General features: G+C 68.5%; 20 protein-coding genes. 9 read left to right on the top strand and 11 right to left on the bottom strand.

Features of this window, described 5'->3' with window-relative positions:
• Positions 1-44 precede the first annotated feature (44 nt).
• Positions 45-569: a DUF1285 domain-containing protein gene (locus VFZ09_RS39805; protein WP_329733007.1), complete on the top strand. Its 525-nt coding sequence runs from the start codon at positions 45-47 to the stop codon at positions 567-569.
• A 111-nt stretch (positions 570-680) separates the two neighbouring features.
• Here the strand turns inward: VFZ09_RS39805 and recA are convergent, their stop codons facing one another.
• Together recA and VFZ09_RS39795 are read right to left on the bottom strand one after the other, a co-directional pair.
• Entirely contained in the window at positions 681-1730 is a 1050-nt protein-coding gene (gene recA / locus VFZ09_RS39800) for a recombinase RecA (RefSeq protein ID WP_329733006.1), read from the bottom strand.
• Between the two features lie 180 nt (positions 1731-1910).
• Positions 1911-2705, bottom strand: a complete 795-nt coding sequence (locus tag VFZ09_RS39795; protein ID WP_329733005.1) for a lysophospholipid acyltransferase family protein — start codon at positions 2703-2705, stop codon at positions 1911-1913.
• 100 nt (positions 2706-2805) lie between these two features.
• Between VFZ09_RS39795 and VFZ09_RS39790 the strand changes: the two genes are divergently transcribed.
• Complete coding sequence (locus tag VFZ09_RS39790; RefSeq protein ID WP_329733004.1) at positions 2806-4146, top strand: NAD(P)/FAD-dependent oxidoreductase; 1341 nt, start codon at positions 2806-2808, stop codon at positions 4144-4146.
• On the opposite strand, the gene VFZ09_RS39785 is transcribed toward VFZ09_RS39790, so the two are convergent.
• The gene (locus tag VFZ09_RS39785) at positions 4094-5728 is read right to left on the bottom strand and encodes a YifB family Mg chelatase-like AAA ATPase (RefSeq protein ID WP_329733003.1); all 1635 of its coding nucleotides are present in this window, start codon (positions 5726-5728) and stop codon (positions 4094-4096) included. The two genes, VFZ09_RS39790 and VFZ09_RS39785, sit on opposite strands and share 53 nt — an antisense overlap.
• A gap of 194 nt (positions 5729-5922) precedes the next feature.
• Between VFZ09_RS39785 and VFZ09_RS39780 the strand changes: the two genes are divergently transcribed.
• A complete protein-coding gene (locus tag VFZ09_RS39780; RefSeq protein WP_329733002.1) occupies positions 5923-6585 on the top strand; it encodes a hypothetical protein in 663 nt (220 codons plus the stop codon).
• Positions 6586-6677: 92 nt separating this feature from the next.
• Here VFZ09_RS39780 and VFZ09_RS39775 read toward each other — a convergent pair whose 3' ends face one another.
• From VFZ09_RS39775 to VFZ09_RS39760, 4 genes are all read right to left on the bottom strand, one after another.
• On the bottom strand, positions 6678-7181 hold the full coding sequence (locus VFZ09_RS39775) for a biopolymer transporter ExbD (RefSeq protein WP_329733001.1): 504 nt from the start codon (positions 7179-7181) through the stop codon (positions 6678-6680).
• A gap of 2 nt (positions 7182-7183) precedes the next feature.
• Positions 7184-7609 (bottom strand): biopolymer transporter ExbD, encoded by a 426-nt coding sequence (locus VFZ09_RS39770; protein ID WP_329733000.1) that lies wholly within the window; start codon positions 7607-7609, stop codon positions 7184-7186.
• A 104-nt stretch (positions 7610-7713) separates the two neighbouring features.
• Entirely contained in the window at positions 7714-8403 is a 690-nt protein-coding gene (locus VFZ09_RS39765; protein ID WP_329732999.1) for a MotA/TolQ/ExbB proton channel family protein, read from the bottom strand.
• Positions 8404-8471: 68 nt separating this feature from the next.
• Positions 8472-9230 (bottom strand): energy transducer TonB, encoded by a 759-nt coding sequence (locus VFZ09_RS39760; RefSeq protein WP_329732998.1) that lies wholly within the window; start codon positions 9228-9230, stop codon positions 8472-8474.
• Between the two features lie 241 nt (positions 9231-9471).
• On the opposite strand from VFZ09_RS39760, the gene VFZ09_RS39755 reads away from it, so the two are divergent.
• The 4 genes from VFZ09_RS39755 (at position 9472) to VFZ09_RS39740 (ending at position 16263) form a co-directional block, all read left to right on the top strand.
• Entirely contained in the window at positions 9472-12657 is a 3186-nt protein-coding gene (locus VFZ09_RS39755; RefSeq protein WP_414640794.1) for a TonB-dependent receptor, read from the top strand.
• 30 nt (positions 12658-12687) lie between these two features.
• The gene (locus VFZ09_RS39750; protein WP_329732996.1) at positions 12688-13584 is read left to right on the top strand and encodes a hypothetical protein; all 897 of its coding nucleotides are present in this window, start codon (positions 12688-12690) and stop codon (positions 13582-13584) included.
• 134 nt (positions 13585-13718) lie between these two features.
• Positions 13719-15254: a radical SAM protein gene (locus VFZ09_RS39745; protein ID WP_329732995.1), complete on the top strand. Its 1536-nt coding sequence runs from the start codon at positions 13719-13721 to the stop codon at positions 15252-15254.
• 91 nt (positions 15255-15345) lie between these two features.
• Positions 15346-16263 carry a hypothetical protein gene (locus VFZ09_RS39740; RefSeq protein WP_329732994.1) on the top strand — a complete coding sequence of 306 codons (918 nt, stop codon included), beginning with the start codon at positions 15346-15348 and terminating at the stop codon, positions 16261-16263.
• A gap of 157 nt (positions 16264-16420) precedes the next feature.
• On the opposite strand, the gene VFZ09_RS39735 is transcribed toward VFZ09_RS39740, so the two are convergent.
• Together VFZ09_RS39735 and VFZ09_RS39730 are read right to left on the bottom strand one after the other, a co-directional pair.
• Complete coding sequence (locus tag VFZ09_RS39735) at positions 16421-17026, bottom strand: hypothetical protein (RefSeq protein WP_329732993.1); 606 nt, start codon at positions 17024-17026, stop codon at positions 16421-16423.
• A gap of 3 nt (positions 17027-17029) precedes the next feature.
• Positions 17030-17560, bottom strand: a complete 531-nt coding sequence (locus VFZ09_RS39730; protein WP_329732992.1) for a DUF4920 domain-containing protein — start codon at positions 17558-17560, stop codon at positions 17030-17032.
• Between the two features lie 66 nt (positions 17561-17626).
• Between VFZ09_RS39730 and VFZ09_RS39725 the strand changes: the two genes are divergently transcribed.
• On the top strand, positions 17627-18058 hold the full coding sequence (locus tag VFZ09_RS39725; RefSeq protein WP_329732991.1) for a DUF2752 domain-containing protein: 432 nt from the start codon (positions 17627-17629) through the stop codon (positions 18056-18058).
• Between the two features lie 9 nt (positions 18059-18067).
• A complete protein-coding gene (gene plsY, locus VFZ09_RS39720) occupies positions 18068-18649 on the top strand; it encodes a glycerol-3-phosphate 1-O-acyltransferase PlsY (protein ID WP_329732990.1) in 582 nt (193 codons plus the stop codon).
• Here plsY and VFZ09_RS39715 read toward each other — a convergent pair.
• Together VFZ09_RS39715 and VFZ09_RS39710 are read right to left on the bottom strand one after the other, a co-directional pair.
• Positions 18566-19810 (bottom strand): THUMP domain-containing class I SAM-dependent RNA methyltransferase, encoded by a 1245-nt coding sequence (locus VFZ09_RS39715; protein WP_329732989.1) that lies wholly within the window; start codon positions 19808-19810, stop codon positions 18566-18568. The genes plsY and VFZ09_RS39715 overlap by 84 nt on opposite strands.
• A gap of 24 nt (positions 19811-19834) precedes the next feature.
• The gene (locus tag VFZ09_RS39710; protein WP_329732988.1) at positions 19835-20134 is read right to left on the bottom strand and encodes an antibiotic biosynthesis monooxygenase family protein; all 300 of its coding nucleotides are present in this window, start codon (positions 20132-20134) and stop codon (positions 19835-19837) included.
• Positions 20135-20261 lie beyond the last annotated feature (127 nt).

Below are 20261 nucleotides of genomic sequence, written 5' to 3'. Positions count from 1 at the left end.
ACGTGGACTTGACCGGCCGCCCCGGGGCGAGCAGATAACGAGACGTGACACAACCGCCCTCAGGACCCACTCCTCCCTCGGGGCCGCCGCCCCCGGGCAAGCGCTGGCACACCCGCGAGGACAGCGGCATCCGGCTGGATGCGCGGCTGCGCTGGTGGCACGACGACGAGCCCATCGAGCACCCGCGCATCATCGAGCTCTTCAACAGCTCGTTGGTGCTCGACGAGCAGGGCCGCTACCAGCTCCAGATTGGCAATGACTGGTGTTTCATCCAGGTGGAGGACGCCGCCTACGAAGTGCGCACCGTGGACGTCACCCCGGACGAGCGGGTGTCCGTGCGCCTGAGCGATCGCACCGCCGAGGCGCTCGCTCCAGACACCCTCGCCGTGGATGCCGAGGGTGTCCTCACCTGCCGCGTGAAGGGTGGCCGGGCGAAGGCGCGCTTCTCCCGGGACGCCCAATACCAGCTCGGTGAGTTGATGGAGCAGGGCGAGGACGGCCACCTGTACCTGCAGGCCGGCCAGCGCCGTCTCGCGGTGCCCGTGTCGCTCGAGTCCCTGGGTGGCTGATGGAAGGCACGGGGTGCCTTCCGGCCGCGCGGCGTCCCAACTGGTCCGGCCATCGGACCCGTTGCTCCCCATCGCGGCCGGAACCTCCCCCCCGACGGGCCCCCTCCTGGCTCAGGCCATCGCCGCGGGCGCTTCCATCTCGGCGGGCGCCGGATTCGGGGCGGGGACGGGGAGGCTCATCCCCACCACCTCGCGGGCGAGCGCCTCCATCGCCTCCGGGTGCTCGCGCAGCCACTCCGAGGCGCGCTCGCGGCCCTGGCCGATGCGCTCCCCGCGCAGGCTGAAGTGGCTGCCGGCCTTGTCCACCAGCCCCGCCTGCACGCCCAGGTCGAGCACCTCGCCCGGGCGGTTGATGCCCACGCCGTAGAGCAGATCGAACTCGGTCTCCTGGAAGGGCGGGGCCACCTTGTTCTTCACCACCTTCACCTTGGCCCGCGTGCCCACCACGCTCTCGCCATCCTTCAGGTTGCTCGTGCGGCGGATCTCCATGCGCACCGAGGAGTAGAACTTCAGTGCGTTGCCGCCCGTGGTCGTCTCCGGGTTGCCGAACACCACGCCGATCTTCATGCGGATCTGGTTGATGAAGATGATGCAGCACCCGGTGCGGCTCACCGCGCCCGTCAGCTTGCGCAGCGCCTGGCTCATCAGCCGCGCCTGCACGCCCATGTGCGCGTCACCCATCTCGCCCTCGATCTCCGCGCGCGGCACCAGCGCCGCCACCGAGTCCACCACGATGAGGTCCACGGCGCCCGAGCGCACGAGCTGCTCGGTGATCTCCAGCGCCTGCTCACCGGTGTCCGGCTGGGAGATGAGCAGCTCCTCCACGCGCACGCCGAGCTTGCGCGCGTAGTTGACGTCCAGCGCGTGCTCGGCGTCGATGAAGGCCGCCACGCCGCCCTGCGCCTGCACCTGCGCGATGGCGTGCAGGGTGAGCGTCGTCTTGCCCGAGGACTCGTTGCCGAACAGCTCCACCACGCGCCCGCGCGGGTAGCCGCCCACCCCGAGCGCCCGATCCAGTCCCACCGAGCCCGTGGGGATGACCGCCACGCGCTGCTCGCGCACCTCGCCGCCCAGGGGCATCACCGCGCCCTTGCCGAACTGCTTCTCGATCGCCGCCACCGCCGCCGCCACCGCCTTCAGCTTCTCCGTCAGCTTGTTCATCGTCGCTCCTCGCCGCCCTTGTTGAGTGGGGCTTCGCCTCGGAGCCGGAATGGCCCGGGCGTGCCGCGAGGAGCATGAGCAACGGCCGTGCCGCCCACTGCTCACTCTGAGCACGTGACGCGGAGGTGTCTCATCTGGCGCGAAGTGTCCCGCACGGTGGAGCCGTGGGGTTCACGCCCCTCAGGCGGGTGTCTCGGAGAGGTTCTCGTCGCCGCCGGACGTGAGCGCATCCTGGGGCACGCCACCCTCGCCGCCGATGTCCCGGTGGAGCTGGATGATGATGTCCCGCACCTCGTGCATGAGGGCCTCGCGCTGGGGTCCCTTGCGTCCCGCGGTGCTGATGGGCTGGCCCACCTTCACGCGGATGGGGTGGCGCCGCAGCCGGATGCTGCCGCGCGGGAGCATTCCACGCGTGCCCTCGATGGCGATCGGGATGATGGGCACGCCGGCCTCCACGGCCAGCACGAAGGAGCCCTTCTTGAAGGGGAGGATGCGCCCGTCCATGGAACGGGTGCCCTCGGGGAAGGCGAGGATGTTGGAGCCGGCGCGGATGCGCTCGCCGGCGAGCTTGAGGCTGCGCATGGCCTCACGCCGGTTGGAGCGGTTGAGGAAGATCATCCCCGTGCCCGCCATGTACCAGCCGAGGAAGGGAATCCACTTGAGCACGTGCTTGGCGATGAAGCGGATGTTGACGGGAATCACCGCGAACGCCACGGGGATGTCGAAGGCGGACTGGTGATTCATCAGGAAGATGTGGGGCTTGCTCCAGTCGACATCGGGCAGGGGCTCCACGCGCAAGGGCGAGCCGGTGATGCGCCAGTGAATGGGGGCCCAGAAACGCCGCGCCATCATCAGCGGCACCTCTCCGTTGAGGGTGAGGATCGCCGCCAGCCCGGACACGGTAATCCAGAACACCAGCCACAGGACGAGGAAGACGGCCTGGAAGAGTGCGATGAGGGGTGACAGGAGCTTCATCACCCGGCCTTCTAGCTCGCCCAATCCAAGGCGGGTACGGGGTAGACGCGGGGACGTCGATTGCATTGAAGTTCCGCGCACCGGGAGGAACATCCTGAACATGACAGGCCCACGCGACACGCTTCCCCATGTGGTCATCCTGGGTGGTGGTTTTGGTGGTCTGTATGCCGCCCGTTCGCTGCGCAACGCCCCGGTGCGAGTCACCGTGGTGGACCGGCAGAACCATCACCTCTTCCAGCCGCTGCTGTATCAGGTGGCCACGGCCACGCTGAGCCCGGGGGAGATCGCCTCGCCCATCCGCGGACTGTTGGGGCGGGAGACGACGGTGCTGCTCGCCGAGGTGACGGGCGTGGACGTGGCGGGCAAGCGGGTGCTGCTGGCGGACGGGGAGCTGTCGTACGACTTCCTCGTCATCGCCACGGGGGCGACGCACTCCTACTTCGGCCATGACGAGTGGGCGAAGCACGCCCTGGGGTTGAAGACGATCGACGACGCGCTGGAGATCCGCCGCCGGGTGTTGCTGGCCTTCGAGCGGGCCGAGCGCGAGACGGATCCGGTCCGCCGCCGCGAGCTGCTCACCTTCGTCATCATCGGCGCGGGGCCCACGGGGGTGGAGATGGCCGGGGCGCTCGCGGAGATCTCCCGTCACTCGTTGGCGCGGGACTTCCACAACATCGACCCCTCGCAGGCGCGCATCCTGTTGTTGGAGGGCCTGCCGCGCGTGCTGCCCGTCTACCCGGAGCACCTCTCGCAGAAGGCGCGCCGCTCGTTGGAGAAGCTGGGGGTGGAGGTCCGCACGGACACGCGGGTGACCCACATCGACGAGACGGGCGTGTTCATCGGCGAGGAGCACATCCGGGCGAAGAGCATCATCTGGGCCGCGGGCGTGGCGGCCTCACCGGTGGCGCGCTCGCTGGGGGTGGAGCTGGACCGGGCGGGCCGCGTGAAGGTGGCGCCCGAGCTCACGCTTCCCGGCCGAGAGGACGTGTTCGTCATTGGCGACCTGGCGCACTTCGTCCAGGACGGCCAGCCCATTCCGGGTGTTGCGCCCGCGGCGATGCAGCAGGGCAAGCATGCCGCGCGCAACATCCTCCGCCGGTTGCGAGGCCAGCCGATGGAGGCCTTCCGCTACTGGGACCGAGGCACCTACGCGGTCATCGGACGAGGCCAGGCGGTGGGAGTGGCGTTCCGGCGCTTCGAGTCCTCGGGCTTCAGTGCGTGGATGGCCTGGCTGGGCATCCACGTGCTCTTCCTGATCGGTTTCCGGAGCAAGCTGGCCGTGCTCATCAACTGGGCGTACTCGTTCATCGCCTTCAAGCGTTCGGCGCGGCTCATCACCGGCCCGCTGCCCGAGTTGGTGCGGCCCGAGCGGGCAGGGGAGGGGCCGCTCACGAGTCGTCCGGGAGCAGGGAGTCCTGCTCGGGACGCGGCGGTGGGTTGAGGGGGCCCTGCCAGGGGGGAGGGCCTCCGAGGGTGTTGGTGTGCAGCCAGGTCCGCCGGTCGATCTGCCGGCAGTCGATGGCCAGGTGCACGTCCGCGTCCTCGATGCGCTCGTGCCCTTCGAGGTCGGCCCGGGACAGGGCCAGCTTGAGGATGCGGTCATGGGCGCGTGCGGACAGGCCGTACTGTGTCATGGCCTTCTCCAGGTCCCTGCCGGCCTTCTGGGACAGCTTGCAGTAGCGGTGCAGCAGCCGGGTGGGCATCTGCGCGTTGCAGTACACCCCGGGCTCGTCGCGGAAGCGGAACCGTTGCCGGTCGCGAGCGGCCTCCACGCGCTCGCGGTAGTACGCGCTCGTCGGCTCCTCCCCGTCGTTCCGGGCGATGTGGTGGTACTCCACGGGGCGCGTCTGCAGGGTGATGTCGATGCGGTCCATCAATGGTCCACTCACCCGCGAGTGGTAGTCGTGGATGCGGAACTCCTGGCACGAGCACTTGCGTCCGGGGACGTTGAAGAAGCCGCACGGGCACGGGTTCATCGCGGCCACCAGCATCACGCGGCAGGGGTAGGTCACGTGCTGGACGGCGCGTGCCAGGTGGATGGTGCCTTCCTCCAGCGGTTGCCGCAGCACCTCCAGCACGTTCTTGCGGAACTCGGGCAGCTCGTCGAGGAAGAGCACCCCGTGGTGTGCCAGGGACAGCTCTCCGGGCCGGGTGGCCGGGCCGCCGCCCACCAATCCCGCGTCGGAGATGGTGTGGTGGGGCGCGCGGAAGGGCCGCTCGCGCATCATCGTCTGCTCGTCGCCCAGCAGTCCGAGCACCGAGTAGATCTTCGTCACCTCCAGCGCTTCGTCGAACGTCATCGCGGGGAGGATGCCGGGCAGCCTTCGGGCCAGCATCGTCTTGCCCGAGCCCGGTGGACCGCACATCAGGATGTTGTGGCCACCGGCGGCGGCCAGCTCCAGCGCCATCTTGACGTCCGCCTGTCCCCGCACGTCGGACATGTCCAGGGGCGCCTGGCGCCCGTGGGACGGGGCAGGGGAGCCTTCCTCGCGCGTGAAGGGGGCCAGGGGCTTCTCTCCGGTGAGGTGGTCCACCGCCTCGCGCAGGTGGTGGACGGCCAGCACGTGGATGCCCGCGACGAGGGCCGCCTCGGCCGCGTTGGCCGCTGGCACCATCACCCCCTGGTAGCCGCCCTTCCGAGCCGCCACCGCCAGGGGCAGCACGCCCTTGATGGGCTTCACCGCCCCGTCCAGTGACAGCTCCCCGCCGAAGAGGTAGCGCGACAGGGGCTCCTCCTCCATCAGCTTCGCCGCTCCCAGCACTCCCAGGGCGATGGGCAGCTCGAAGGCCGCCCCCTCCTTGCGGATGTCCGCCGGGGCCAGGTTCACCGTGATGCGCTTGGAGGGCAGCTCGAAGCCACAGTTCTTCAGCGCGGAGATGACGCGCACCTTGGACTCGCGCACCGCTCCCTCCGGGAGCCCCACCACGTTGAAGTAGGGCAACCCCAGGGCCATATCCACCTCGCACTCCACCACCACCGCGTCGATTCCCATCAACGCGCCCGATCTCACCCGCGCCAGCATGTCCCGCCCTCCGAATGGTTTCCGCCACACGGGAGCAATGCGCGTACCGGCCCCTTTCCGAGGGAGCGCCGCACCACCGGTGTCCCCGGCTCTGGATGGCGCGTCTCGCGCCCGAGGGTCCTCTCCGCTCACCTGCTCTTACCGTGAGAGAGGAAGCGGACAGCTGGTGTGAAAGTCGGCTAATCTGGCAAGCCATGGAACACTCCGTCCTGGCCCCGCACCCGGTAAGCGACTCCCGGTCGTCCATCCACGTCCGCCGAGGCGATCTGAAGAGAAACGCCCGGCTGAAGCTGACGTTCGCCGTCTTCCGCTTCTGCCTCTACGGGATGGTGGGCTTGTCGTCGGAGATCTTCTTCTACAACCTGGTGCGCATCGCCCGGCACGTGCCGCTGCTCGAGCTGCTCTTCCGCTTCCAGTGGCGGGTGGATGATCGGCTGCCGCTCAACGACATCTGGGACACGCCCATCGTCGCGGGGTACGGCCAGTGCTCGCTGTGGATGTTCGTCATCTACGGCGTGGCCTGCTTCTTCTTCATCGAGGCCATCTACCGCCGCACCTTCCGCCAGCCCACGCTGCTGCGCGCGGTGCTCTACGGCCACGCCATCCTCGTCTTCGAGGGCCTGAGCGGGGTGTTCCTGGAGAAGCTGACGGGCTACCGCATCTGGTACTACGCGGACAGCGGCGCCATCCTCTGGCAGATGACGTCGCTCTACATCCTGCCCATCTGGATGGTGACGGGGCTGATCGCCGAGTTCATCTACCGGGAGATGATGGATCCGGATCTGGTGGCGGCGCTGGAGTCGCCCCTGCCGGCCACGCCCGAGGAGACGGAGGCCTCGCTCCAGCTGATGCAGTAGGGGAGGGGCAGCCCGGAAACACCAGGAGCTCGCCGGGCATCAGGGTGAAGGACCCTCGCCGGCGAGCTCCCGGGTTGTGAATCTCACTGTGACTACGGAGCGGGGGCCGGAGCCGGCGCCGGAGCGGCGTTCGGATCCACCGGAGCACCCCCAGCCGCGGCGGCGGCCGGAATGTCCTCGGTGGCCATGCCCAGCACGAAGGCGCCGGCCTGCTTGGCGCCGTCGAAGGCGGCCACGAGCAGCCCGTAGTTCGCCTTGTCGTCCGCCACGAAGAAGACGATGCGGTCCTCCTTCTTCTTGGCGGTCAACATGCGCTTGAGCTTGTTGACGTACTCATCCTTCTGCACCGTCTCGGTGTTGATGGAGTAGGTGCCGTCGGCGTCCAGCTTGACGATCAGCTGGCTGTTGTCCTGCGGCATCTGCTCCACGGGGACGTCTTCCGTTTCCGGAATGCGCACCTCGATGTCCTTCTCGAGGAGCGGCGTGACGACCATGAAGATGATGAGCAGCACGAGCACCACGTCCACCAGCGGCGTGACGTTGATGTCCGAGTTGGGGGGGGTCGCGGCTTTGACAAACTTGCGCTTGGCACTCATGGCTAGTTCTTCAGCTCCTCGACACCCAGGAAGATCTTCTTGGCCTTGGCCTTGCGGGTGACCTCCATCACCTGGCGCACGTCGCCCACGGTGAGGGCACTGTCTCCCTTGAGGAGGATCTTCTTGTTGGGCAGGAAGGAGAGCGTGTCCTTCAGCTTCGCCTCCAGCCCCGCCGCGTCATACTCGTCCTGCTCCACGAACATCTTCTTGTCGTTGGTGACGGAGAGGATGATCGGATCCGGATCGTTCGTACCGCCCTTGTCGTCCTCCACCTTGGCCGCCTTGGGCAGGGTGACGGACTTGCCACGCTGGAGCATGGGCGTGACGACCATGAAGATGATGAGGAGCACCAACACCACGTCCACCAGCGGCGTGACGTTGATGTCGCTCTTGGGGCCCCCTTGGGAGCCGCCTACGGACATTCCCATGCGTGCACCTGTTCCTGGACAATGAGAGCGCCCGCCCCACGTGAGGTCTCCGGTTCACGGAGACCCGTTGCACGAGGAGGCGGGCCTTTGGCTCTCGGGGGGGACTAGGCCTGGGGCGTGTGCGAGCCACCCAGATGGCGCGCCACCACGTCCAGGAACTCGTTGGACGACTCAGAGATGTCCACCGAGCGAGCGTCCACCCAGCCCGACAGGAAGTTGTAGGCCATCACCGCCGGGATGGCCACCAGCAGACCGAAGGCCGTGGTGATGAGCGCCTCGGCGATACCCGCGGAGATGGTCCCCAGACCACCCGCGCCGGAAGCCGCCATGAGCTGGAAGGCGGTCACGATACCCATCGTGGTGCCCAGCAGACCCACGAACGGGGCCGTGGAACCCACCGTGGCCAGCACGCCCAGGCCGCGCTTGAGGCTCTGCACCTCACGCTGCGCCTGGCGCTCCAGCGCGCGCGCCACGGACTCCACCGCCACTTCCTTGTCGGAAGGGCTGATGCGGTACGCGGTCAGACCGGAGCCGATCACCCGGCCCAGGTGGCCCACGTCCTTGCCCATGTTGGTGTTGGCGGCCTGCTGCAGATCGCCCTTGGCCAGGATGGCGCCCATCTTGGCGGCGAAATTACGCGAGTCCTTGCGGGTCTTGCGGAAGACGATGATGCGCTCCGCCATCACCACCAACGACGCGATGGACATGATCGCCAAGCTGAAGATGACTCCGCGGGCGAACGGACCCGTGGATGCCCAGATGCCAGCAAGCGTGAAATTAGCAGAATGATCCATGGGGAATGAAAGCGCTCCTCCTCGAGCGCGGTTGGGGTACGGCGGTTACGACAAAGCGGTCCCCTGCACTAGCGGGGCAGGCTCAGACGGATGTTGAAGGTGTAGTCGACCTGGACGGGCCGGCCCTGGAACGTCACCGGCTTGTAGCGCTGAGCATACAGCGAATCCAACACCGCCTGCTCCATGTGGGGCAACGGCTTGATGATGCGGCAGCGCTCGATCGCTCCCTCGGTGGTGATGACGCACTTGACGATCATCAGACCCTGAACGCGGGCCTCGAGGGCCTCGCGGGTGTACTGCGGCGCCGGACCCGACATCTTCTCCGGTCGGGTCATTCCCGCGCCGAACGGAAGCACGTCCGTTCCGGTGCTGCCCACCTGGCCGCCGAGCACTCCGCCGACCACGCCTCCCACCACGCCGCCGATCACACCGCCGGGCACGCCACCCTCGACGCCTCCCTCCACCTCCTCCTCGCTGGCCTCCTCTTCTTCACCCGCGTTCGGATCAGGCTCCACCTCGGGCGGCTTCTCCTGGGGGATCTCCTTGGGCTGGACGATGACGTCCGGCTTCTTCACCACCGGCTTCTTGGTGGGGTTGCTCTTCCTCGCGGGCGGAGGCGGTGGAGGCGGCGGAGGAGCGGCCGAGGCCGGAGGCGCCATGGCCTGCTTGAAGGTGACCTCCACCTCCTTCTCCTTCTCCTTCTGGGGCTGCGCGGAGAGCCAAAACGAGAAGCCGAAGAGACCGACGTGAAGGGCGACCGAGATGAAGGTGCCCACGCCGAAACGCGTCTTGGGGCCTTGTCCGCGGTCAAGGACAGAGTCGAACATGCGCAACGCTCCTGAACTCCGGTGGACACCCACCTCGTCCCGCCCGGATCGCAAAAGGCGAGCTACATTACAAAAACCGGGAACGGGTGCAAGTGACCCCACCCAGGAAGGCCACCCGCGTGATCGGCCAATGCCCCAGTAGTCACCAAAAAGCAACGGCATATTGACAACTGGTAGACCCCAGGTATTTTCCCGTACCATTTTAGTTGCAGTGCAAGCCCACCTTGGAGGGGTTCCCAGCATGCATGTCAGACGGATGCTCCGGGCAACTGGAGTGGTTGTGGTCGCGAGCCTGTCGTACGGGACCGCGGCTTACGCCGATAGCGTGATCATCGGTACGGTCGTTGGTGCCGATAACAAGAAGCCTGTCGCGGACGTGGTCGTCACGGCGACGTCGCCCAATCTTCAGGGCGAGCAGGTCGTGGTGACGGACGCGCAGGGTAACTACCGCATTCCCCAGCTGCCGCCCGGCGTCTATACCCTCCGGTTCGACAAGGAGTCGTACCGTCCGTTCTCGCGTTCGGAGATCCAGCTGCGCCTGGATCGCACCATCCGCGTGAACGTGGAGATGCTGCCCGAGGAGATGAGCGAGACGATCGTGGTCACGGCGACGCCGCCGACCATCGACGTCGGCTCGACCAGCGTCGGCGTCAACGTGGATCAGGACTTCATCAAGCGCATCGCGGTGAACCGTCCGGGTGGCAAGGGTGGCGCGGCGCGCTCCTTCGAGTCCCTGGCCGAGCTGGCCCCGGGCGCGCAGAGCGACGCGTACGGCGTGTCCATCAACGGCACCACGTCCCCTGAGAACGGGTACGTGGTGGACGGTCTGTCCACGAACGACCCGGCCTTCGGCGTCAACGGCAGCCCGCTGAGCGTCGAGTTCGTGCAGGACGTGAACATCATCACCGGCGGTTACATGCCCGAGTACGGCCGCTCCACCGGCGGCGTGCTCAACGCGGTGACGAAGTCCGGCTCCAACGAGTTCCACGGCTCCGTCTACGGCAACCTGACCCCGGGCGTCTTCGAGGGCCAGCGCACCCCCGTGGTGAGCAACGCCTCGGTGATCACCGGCCGCAACAACCTGCAGGCCATCGGTGACTTCGGCGCCACCCTCGGTGGTCCGATCCTCAAGGACAAGCTCTGGTTCTTCGCCGGTGTGGCGCCGTCCTTCAGCAACTACACCCACACGCGCGCGATCAACGCCTTCGAGACCGAGGAGTTCACGCGGCCGGACGGCACCACGGGCCGCCGCGTCGCGAGGGATCCGGTCACCGGCTTCAACAAGTCGCAGCGGATCCCGGGCTCCGAGCGCGAGTACGACGTCACCGGTCAGAGCCTGCAGTACATGGGCAAGCTGACGTACCTCATCAACCAGGACCACAACGTCTCCGTCTCGCTCGCCGGCACCCCGAGCGTGTCGGGCGGTAACGGCGCGCTGGCCATCAACGCCCGCTCGGGCGCTCTGCCGGGCACGCTGAACGGTGATCCGAACAGCTACGGCCAGACGCAGGGCGTGGCCGGCTCCACCACGGTGGCCCTGAAGTACGCCGGCGCCCTGATGGACAAGAAGGTGCTGATCGACGCCAACCTGGGTTGGTTCCACCAGACGTCCGCCACGCTGCCGAGCGACGGCTCCAAGATCGGCTCCATGGAGGGCCTGGCCGGTCTGTCGTTGATCCAGTTCCGCAACCTGCGCTCCATCGCGGGATTGCCGTATGAGAACCTGGGCGATGAGGCGCGGGCCCTCTGCAACGCGGACGGCCAGGGCGGCCGGCTCGCCTGCCCGGTGCGCTCGTACTTCGCCGGTGGTCCTGGCCTCATCTCGGACGGTCTGCTGGACCGCTACCAGGCCAATGCCAAGGCGACGTACATGTTCAGCGCCCTCGGCAACCACGTGTTCAAGGCCGGCGCGGACCTGGAGCTCCTCAGCTACCAGCAGCGCAAGACCTTCTCCGGTGGCGTGACCCTGGCCGAGGAGGCCGATAACAGCTGGCTGGACTCGCGCCGCTACGGCTACCAGAACGGTCCTGACCAGCCGGTGAACCTGGCCTACCAGGACTCCCTGTCGCGCAGCACCACGGTGGGTGGCTTCATCCAGGACAGCTGGACGATCGCCAACCGCGTGACGCTCAACGCCGGTGTCCGCTACGACACCCAGTGGATGTACGGTGCCACCGGCCAGTTGGGCATCGTGCTGCCCAACCAGGTGTCTCCGCGCCTGGGCCTGGTCGTGGACCCGATGGCCAACGGCCGCATGAAGGTGTACGCGAACTTCGCTCGCTACTACGAGCAGGTGCCGCTCAACATGGCGGACCGCGCGTTCCCGCCCGAGGCCAGCTACGCCGCCTACCGCCAGGGTGGTGCGGGTGCGCCGTGCGATCCCGCCACCATCACCACGCGTGAGGGGCAGGACGAGTGCCGCAAGGACTCCTCCGTCATCGAGCGTGACGAGGGCCTGACCACCCTGGATCCGAGCTTCAAGTACCTCGGTGGCAAGGTGGACACCACGCCGGTGGACCCGGCTCTCAAGCCGCAGGGCTCGGATGAGTTCCTCGTGGGCGCCGAGTACGAGCTGCTCGCCAACATCCGCCTGGGTGCCAACTACACCCACCGCTACATGAACTCGGTCATCGAGGACATGAGCCGGGATGACGGCCACACGTACTTCATCGGCAACCCGAGCGAGGGCTTCGCCAAGGAGTTCCCGAAGGCCACGCGTAACTACGACGCGGTCACGGTGCTCCTCAACCGCACCTTCAGCGATGGCTGGCTGGCGCAGGCGAGCTACACCTGGTCGCGGCTGTACGGCAACTACGCCGGTCTGTTCCGTCCGGAGAACGGCCAGCTCGATCCGAACATCACCTCGGACTTCGACCTGACGTCGCTGCTGGAGAACCGCGAGGGTCTGCTGCCCTACGACCGCACCCACGCCATCAAGCTGTTCGGCGCCAAGGAGTTCAGCTTCACGAAGGATCTGAGCGCCAGCCTGGGCCTGTCCTACCGTGGTAACTCCGGTACGCCCATCAGCGCCCTGGGTGGTCACCCCATCTACGGCGGCACCGAGGCGTTCATCCTCAACCGCGGCTCCGTGGGCCGCACCCCGTGGGTGAACAACATCGATTCCAACATCGGTGTGAACTACCGGATCAACAAGAGCAACATCGTGTCGTTCAGCCTGGACGTGTTCAACCTCTTCAACTTCCAGGAGATCGCCACGGTCGACAACGCCTTCACCAACGCGGGCGTGTACGTGCTGCCCATCGAGGGTGGCAAGATCGACGGAAACCCGATGGACCTGAAGCCCGAGCAGGTGACGCAGGCCAACGGCAGGCCGATGACCGAGAGCCAGCGCAACCTGAACTGGACCAAGGCCACGTCGTACCAGGCCCCCCGTCAGATCCGCTTCGGTCTGAAGTACACGTTCTAGGAACCTCTTGCCGGATTGGGATTCGAAACAATGAGCAAGCGTATCGTTACTGCAGTGGCTCTCCTCGGTGCGGCGGGTGTCATCTCCGGCTGCAGCCTCGAGCAGCCGTCCGCCGGCTGCATCGTGCAGGACTCCACGGACTATCCGTGGCAGGCCGTGTACGTGCTGAAGAACGGCGACGCGAAGTCGTCGTGCGGTCAGCTGAAGGGTGAGGCGCTCGGTGTCTACAAGTACATCGAGTTCGAGAAGGGCGCGAACGAGCGGCTGACCAAGAAGCGCGCCTACATCGGCATCCGGCCGGAGGGGCTCGCCTCGAAGTTCGAGGTCACCTACAAGGACGAGGTGCTCAACGCCGACGGCACCGTGAAGGTGGACGACAAGGGCGCGGTCGTGATGAAGGATGTCACGGTGGAGCGTGTCGATGGGGCGCGTGACAACAACTACGCGATCGCCAAGGCCGCCACCGCTCTGTCCGAGACCCTCGCCGACGAGCCGGATGACAAGGGGCTGTGCGCCACCACGGGCTTCAAGCCCGCGAGCGTGACGGCCAAGGAAGTGGTCCGTGAGGACGAAGTGAAGGGTGAGACCGTGGTGGTCGCTCCCGCCGAGAGCCTCACCTACACGTTCAGCGACGTGAAGGTGTACTCGGATCCGTCCGCGCCTGGCACCCAGCTGGCGGGTACGCTCAAGTACTCGGACGGCCCGGACTGCGAGGCGGAGTACACGGTCCTGGCGCTGTGGCCGCAGGTGGGCTGCGATCCCGAGGCCTTCGCCAACCCGACCGAGGAGAACGCCGCGGATCGTTGCGCCGAGGGCTCCGGCCTCAACCCGGACTTCGACGCGGTGTGCGTCGAGGGCATCGCCGGTGGTGACCCCGCCTGCGTGCCGAACCCGGCCAAGGGCGTGCCTGCCTTCAAGAACAAGTAGGCAAGCGGCCTCTGCGAGGCTGAGCTGAAGTGAACTGCGGCCCCGGTTGCTCCTCCCCCACGTGGGAGTGGCGGCCCGGGGCCGCGGTGTTTATGGACGGTTGAACTCCGTTACGAGTCTTTCCGGGAAGGTGCATGGAGGGTCGGTACTCACTGGTTGAACGTGTCGCGGCGCTGCTGGCCGATGAGCAGGGGACGCTCCGCAAGGAGGCGCCCTACCGGGTGGCGCTCTGCTATCCGAGCCCCTACCACGTGGGCATGAGCTCGCTCGGCTACCAGGCCATGTACCGGGAGATTCACGAGCACCCGGGGGCCACCGCCGAGCGTGCCTTCCTGCCCGATGACGTGGAGGCGTACCGCCGCACGCGCACGCCCCTCTTCACCTTCGAGTCGCAGGCCCCCGTCTCCAGCTTCCACATGCTGGCCTTCTCCGTGGCCTACGAGCTGGAGATGACCGGCCTGTTCTCCATGCTGGACCTCTCCGGCATCCCCCTCCTCAAGGAGGAGCGGGATGAGCGTCACCCCCTCGTGGTGGCTGGCGGGCCGCTCACCTTCTCCAATCCGGACCCGCTCGAGCCCTTCGTGGACGTGCTCGTGCAGGGCGAGGCGGATGACCTCATCCACGTGCTGTTGGAGGCAGCCGCGTCCATGGAGAAGGACGCCCTGCTGACGCACCTGGCGGGCATCCCGGGCTTCCGCGTGGCCGGGCGGGGAGGCAGGCGCTACCACGTGGGCAAGGCCTCGGACGCGCGGCTGCCGGCGCGCTCGGCCATCATCACCCCCCACACGGAGCTGCGCTCGATGTTCCTCATCGAGCCCGAGCGCGGGTGCTCGCGCGGGTGCCACTACTGCGTCATGCGGCGCACCACCAACGGCGGCATGCGCACCGTGCCTCCCGAGCGCGTGCTGTCGCTCATCCCCGAGCATGCCCGGCGCGTGGGGCTCGTGGGCGCCGCCGTGACGGACCACCCTCGCATCGTCGAGCTGCTGCGCACCCTGGTGGACTCGGGCCGGGAGGTGGGCGTGTCCTCGCTGCGCGCGGACCGGCTCACCCAGGAACTGGTGGATCAGCTGCGGCGCGGGGGCGCCACCAACCTCACCGTGGCCGCGGATGGGGCCTCGCAGCGCATGCGGGACCTGGTGGACCGCAAGCACTCCGAGGAGCAGATCATCCGCGCGGCGAACTTCGCCAAGACGGCGGGGATGCGGCAGCTCAAGGTGTACAACGTCGTTGGCCTGCCGTTGGAGGAGGACGCGGACGTCGACGAGCTGGCCCGCTTCACCACGGAGCTGTCGAGGATTCTGCCGGTGGCGCTGGGCGTGGCGCCCTTCGTGGCCAAGCGCAACACCCCCCTGGATGGAGCCCCCTTCGCCGGCATCCGCGAGGTGGAGGGCCGGCTGGAGCGGCTGCGCAAGGGCCTCAAGGGGCGCGCCGAGGTGCGGCCCACGTCGGCCCGCTGGGCCTGGGTGGAGTACATGCTCGCCCAGTGCGGCCCCGAGGCGGGACTCGCCGCCATGGACGCCTGGAAGGCCGGTGGGAGCTTCGCCGCCTTCAAGCGCGCCTTCCAGGAGCGTGACTGTCAGCCCTTCATCGCCCGCCGGGTGGAGGATGGACGGCGCCGGCCCACCGAGTGGCCCCGGGTGGAGAACGTCGCTCCGCCCTACGTCTGACACTGGCGCGGCCAGACCTTGCCCCTGGCCGCCCGCTCTCTGCTAGAAGGCCACACGCGCCGCTTCCAGGCGCCAGGAGGCTTCAGCGGCAGTGAGCACGGATCGCGTGGACAAGGCGTGGCAGCGCAAGGGGCTCAAGGACTACTCGACGGACGCCATCGTCGGGACGCTCGGGCACTATGGCGTGACGGTCAGCGAGGCGGACTTCCGCCAGCTCGCCGAGAAGCAGTACCCGGCGGGCATCGCCGAGAGCTGGATGCCGAAGTGGAAGGGCACCGGCCAGTTCGCCCCCTTCCCGTACGCCGCGGCCGGGGAGCTGTGGAAGCGCTGGCTGTCCGATCGGCTCGCCCCGTACGAGCTCTCCGAGAGCCTCGCCCAGCTGATGGGCTCCCTCGGGCAGCTCCTGCAGGGCATGCAGCAGGCTCCCGTGGCTTCCGCCTTCGAGCGGATGAACGAGGTGCGCAAGCGCGTGCCCGTCAATGACAAGGGCGAGCCCGACACCGGCTTCATGCAGGAGGCCCTGCGCGTGTTCGACGAGCGCGCCGCCCGCGCCTTCGACGACCTGGCCGAGATGCTCGCCAAGGCCGGCCACCGCCAGCACGCCGAGGCCTTCGCCGACCTGGAGGAGTTCCTCCTGCCGGATCGCCGCGGCATCGCCAAGCCCATCATCCGCGCCTCCCACGGGGAGCGCGACGCGGCGCTCGAGGACCTGCAGAAGGCGGCCATGGACAGCTCGCGCACGCCGATTTCCCGCGTGCTCGCCGTGGACGGCCTGCTGCACCTCAAGGCCAATGACAAGGTCGCCGCCGTGGGCCGCCCCCTCCTCGAGGAGGCCGAGCGCATCCAGGACTGGCACCTCGCGCTGGATCTCGTCGCCCGCCTGGAGCACGCCTACAAGCAGATCGGCGATCGCACCGCGCTCGAGGCCCTCGCCAAGGATCGCGCCCGCGTCGAGAAGGCCCATGACGAGGCCCACCCCGGCCACCGCCGTCACCAGCATCAGCACTGAGCGGTGATACCCCCCCTCTCCCCTCGGGAGAGGGTCAGGGTGAGGGTGTTTCGTCACGGTGTTCCCCCCCGTGGTCCCCAAGTGGGGCCACGGGGTTCAACCCAGGAGTCCCGATACCCCACCCCGTCCCTCTCCCGGAGGGCGAGGGGAGAGGGGCTCAGTAGGGGACGTCTTCCTCGGGAGGTTGTTGGGCCTGGGCGACGGCCTGGGTCTCCGCGGCGGCCTGCTCGGCCTGGACGTCCTCCGCCGTCTGTCCCCGGCGGGGCAGGGGGATGTACTTCACCTCCGGCACCGCCTCCTGCACGTCCTTCACCGGCACCACCGCCCCCACCGTCGTGTAGCGGATGGCCCCCGTCTGCGTGAAGGTGTGCCGCAGCTCGTACGACTTCGCCCTCGGCAGGAACCACTCGCGCACCGTCTTCAGCGGCAGCACGTGCAGCTCCCCCTGCGCCAGGAAGACGTACACCAGCAGGTCCGCCCCGCTGTACAGGAAGCACCCCGGCGTGTCCCGCTCCAGGTTGGACACCAGCTCGAAGAAGTAGCGCCGGCGCCGGGGCTGCCGGTCTCCCTTCACCTCGATGCCGCGCACCTCTCCCGAGGGCAGCTCCCACAAGAGGTCCACCCCTCGGTGCTGGAAGCGCGGATCGTCCTGCACGTCATGGACGCGCGAGCCGGGCTCGGTCGCCAGCAACCAGTTCCGGGCGTATTGCACGGCCCGATCGGCCGCGCCCATCACGCCCCTCATGCTGAAGCCGCGCGCCATCGCTCAGCGGCGCAGCTCGACGCCCGTGGCCACCAGCTGCACCTCGCGCGGCTTGCCGTCCGCGCCACGCGGCACCTGCGCGCCCTCGGCCTCGTAGTGCTTCGCCATGGACTCGCTCAGCTCCGTCACCTTCACCACGCCCTCCACCCGCGCCGACGAGCCCGCCGAGTCCAGCGGCACGAAGAAGCCATAGTCCTTGAACGTCACCCGCACCCCGGCGCCCTTCGCGCCCTCGGCGAGCTCCATCCAGCAGCCCTTCTTCTCGCACGCCTTGCGCACCTGGCCCTCCACCCGCACCGTCTTGCCCTCGTGCGCCTGCGGCTTCGCCAGCAGCTCGGAGAGCTTCACCGCCGGCGCCCCCTTGAGCGCCTCGCCCCGCGTCAGCGTCCAGCCCGCGGTGGGCTTGGCCTCGGCGGCGGGGGCCGGTGGGTGGGGGCAATCCTCTTGAACGGCCGGCTTCGAGGCAGGGGCCTCGGCGAGCGCCACGAGGGGAAGGGCCAACAGCGTCAGCAGGGCGGAGCGGAAGGTCTTCATCCCTCACGGATAGCTCGAAGCCTTTGTCCGGGCAAGGCGCCCGCCATCCCGGTTACACTACCGGACGTGAAGGTCACCCTCCCCAAGCCCAACCGCACCTTCGGCCCCGCCGATGTGCTCGGTCTCGTGGGCCTCTTCGGTCTGCTCATCGCCCGCTACATCCCCGTGGCGCGGCTCGTCCCCTTCTGGGGTTGTGCCCTGCGAGAAACGACTGGCTGGCCCTGTCTCGGCTGCGGACTGACGCGGGTGGCCGACCGGGTCGCCCACTTCAACTTCGCTGGCGCCTGGGACGCCAACCCGCTCGGCACGGTGGCCGCCCTCTTCTTCGCCCTCATGGTCGTGGTCATGGTGTTGCACCTCGTCTTCGCCATGCCCATCCCCCAACTCCACCTGTCTCCCACCGAGTGGCACTGGGCCCGCATCACCGTCGCCACCGTCGTCCTGCTCAACTACGCCTGGGTGGTGGTGAAGACGAAGTTCCCCCACCTGCTCACCTAGGACGCTCCCGTGCACCCCGCCGCCCTCCTGCTGCTCGGCTACCTGGCGGGCTCCGTGCCCTTCGGGGTGCTGCTCACCCGCTGGGTCCGCGGCGTGGATGTCCGTCAGAGCGGCAGCGGCAACATCGGCGCCACCAACGTCACCCGCGTGGCCGGCAAGAAGCTCGGCGCCGTGGTGCTCCTGCTGGATGCGCTCAAGGGCGCCCTCGCCGTCGCCCTCGCCCTCTGGCTCGAGCCCGAGGCGCCCCGCCTGCACGCGGCCGTGGCGCTCTCCGCCTTCCTCGGCCACGTCTACCCCGTCTGGCTCAAGCTGCACGGTGGCAAGGGCGTGGCCACCGCGCTCGGGGTGCTCGTCGTGCTCGTGCCGCTGGGGGCGCTCGCCGGGGCGCTCGTCTACGCCGGGTTCGTGGCTGCCTGGCGCGTCAGCTCCGTGGGCTCCCTGGCCGGGGGTGTCACCGCCGTCGCCGTCGCCTCCCTCACCGCCCGCGCTCCCGAGTACGCGTGGCTCTCAGCGCTGCTCTTCGCCCTCATCGTCTGGACGCACCGGAGCAACATCCAGCGGCTCGTGCGGCACACCGAGCGGCGCTTCTGACTTCGGCTCGCCGCGCACCGGCACCGACGAGTAGCCCAGCAGCGTGCAGGCGATGGGGCCGTTCCACAGGTCGCGCCGGCTCCGGGGCCGCGCGTGGAAGGCGCTCTCGAAGGCCGGGTTGCCCGAGAGCACCCAGACGCGCCAGCCCGCCTGCGCCCGCAGGCTGTCGCCCAGCTTGAAGTAGAAGCTCTTCATGCCCTTCTGTCCGCCCGAGCCCAGCCGGTCTCCGTAAGGCGGATTGGTGAGCAGCAGGCCTCCCGAGGCGGGCAGGGGCGGCAGCTTCGTTGCGTCTCCCTCCTCCAGGAGGATCTCCTCCGCCAGCTTCGCCGCCTTCACGTTGCGCCGCGCCGCCTCCAGCGCCTCGGGATCCTTGTCGAAGCCGAGAATCGGGACGGTCACCTTGCGCTCGTTGCGGCGGGCATCCGCGCGCAGGTCCTCGAGCAGCTCCCGCGCCCGCGCGCCCAGGTGCGGCCACTTCTCCACCGCGAAGTCCCGCGCGATGCCGGGCGCTCGCCGCCGGGCGATGAGGCCTCCCTCGATGAGAAGGGTGCCCGAGCCGCACATCGGGTCCACCAGCGCCTCCTCGCCCGTGTAGCCCGCCGCGCGCAGCAGGGCCGCCGCCAGCGTCTCCTTCAGCGGGGCTGGCGTCGGCCGCACCCGGTAGCCCCGGCGGTGGAGGGGCTCGCCACACAGGTCCAACGAGAGCGACAGCCGCTCGCGCACCAGGTGGGCGACCACGCGCACGTCTGGATTCCGGGGGTCCACGTCCGGCCGCGCGCCCTGCTTGTCGCGCATCCGGTCCACCACCGCGTCCTTCACCTTCAGCGCCACGAAGCCCGTGTGGCTGTGCTCGCTGTCCTTGAGCGTGGCCTCCACCGCGAAGGTGGTGTCCGGCGTGAGGTGCTCCTCCCACGGGACGCTCGCCACCGCCTCGTACAGGCCCTCGGCGCCATGGGCCTCGAACTCGCCCAGCGGGTAGAGCACGCGCATGGCGATGCGCGACCAGAGGCACACCTTGAGCGCCTCGTCGAGCGAGGCCATGAAGCGCACCCCGCCCCGGTCCTGCCGGATGCGGCGCGCGCCGAGCTCCTTGAGCTCCTCGGCCAGGAGGTCCTCGGTTCCGCGGGCGGTGGTGGCGAAAAGGGCGAGACGTTCAGCCATAGGGGGCTCGCCTTATCAAGCTGCTCACTCCGCCACCACCTCGTACATGCTGAAGGTGGCGTCCTGCCGGGCACTGGCCGCCTTGGTCTCCTTGAAGTCCTCGGATTGGAAGTAGGCCTTCAGGCTCTCCCGGTCCCTCCAGCGCGTCACCAGCAGGAACTCGGGCTCCGGCTCGAAGGAGCGCAGCACCTCCAGCCCGAGGAACCCCTCGTACTGGTCCACCCGGCGCGAGCGCTCCCGGAAGGAGACCTCCAGGCGCTCGGCTTCCTCCGCGGAGGTCCGGAAGCGATTGATGGTGACGATCATCGTGCGGGCAACGGTCATGGGTGCGGCTTGCTTCCCGCTTCCGTGACGGGGTGGGGCCCACGGGTTCTCGCTGGGAACTGCATACCCTCACCCCAGCCCTCTCCCAGGGGAAGAGGGGGCATACACAGGGGCAACCTGGGACCCG

The sequence above is a fragment of the Archangium sp. genome (genome assembly GCF_036277355.1).
Lineage (GTDB): Bacteria > Myxococcota > Myxococcia > Myxococcales > Myxococcaceae > Archangium.
This window is presented reverse-complemented; position numbering and strand designations above follow the sequence as displayed.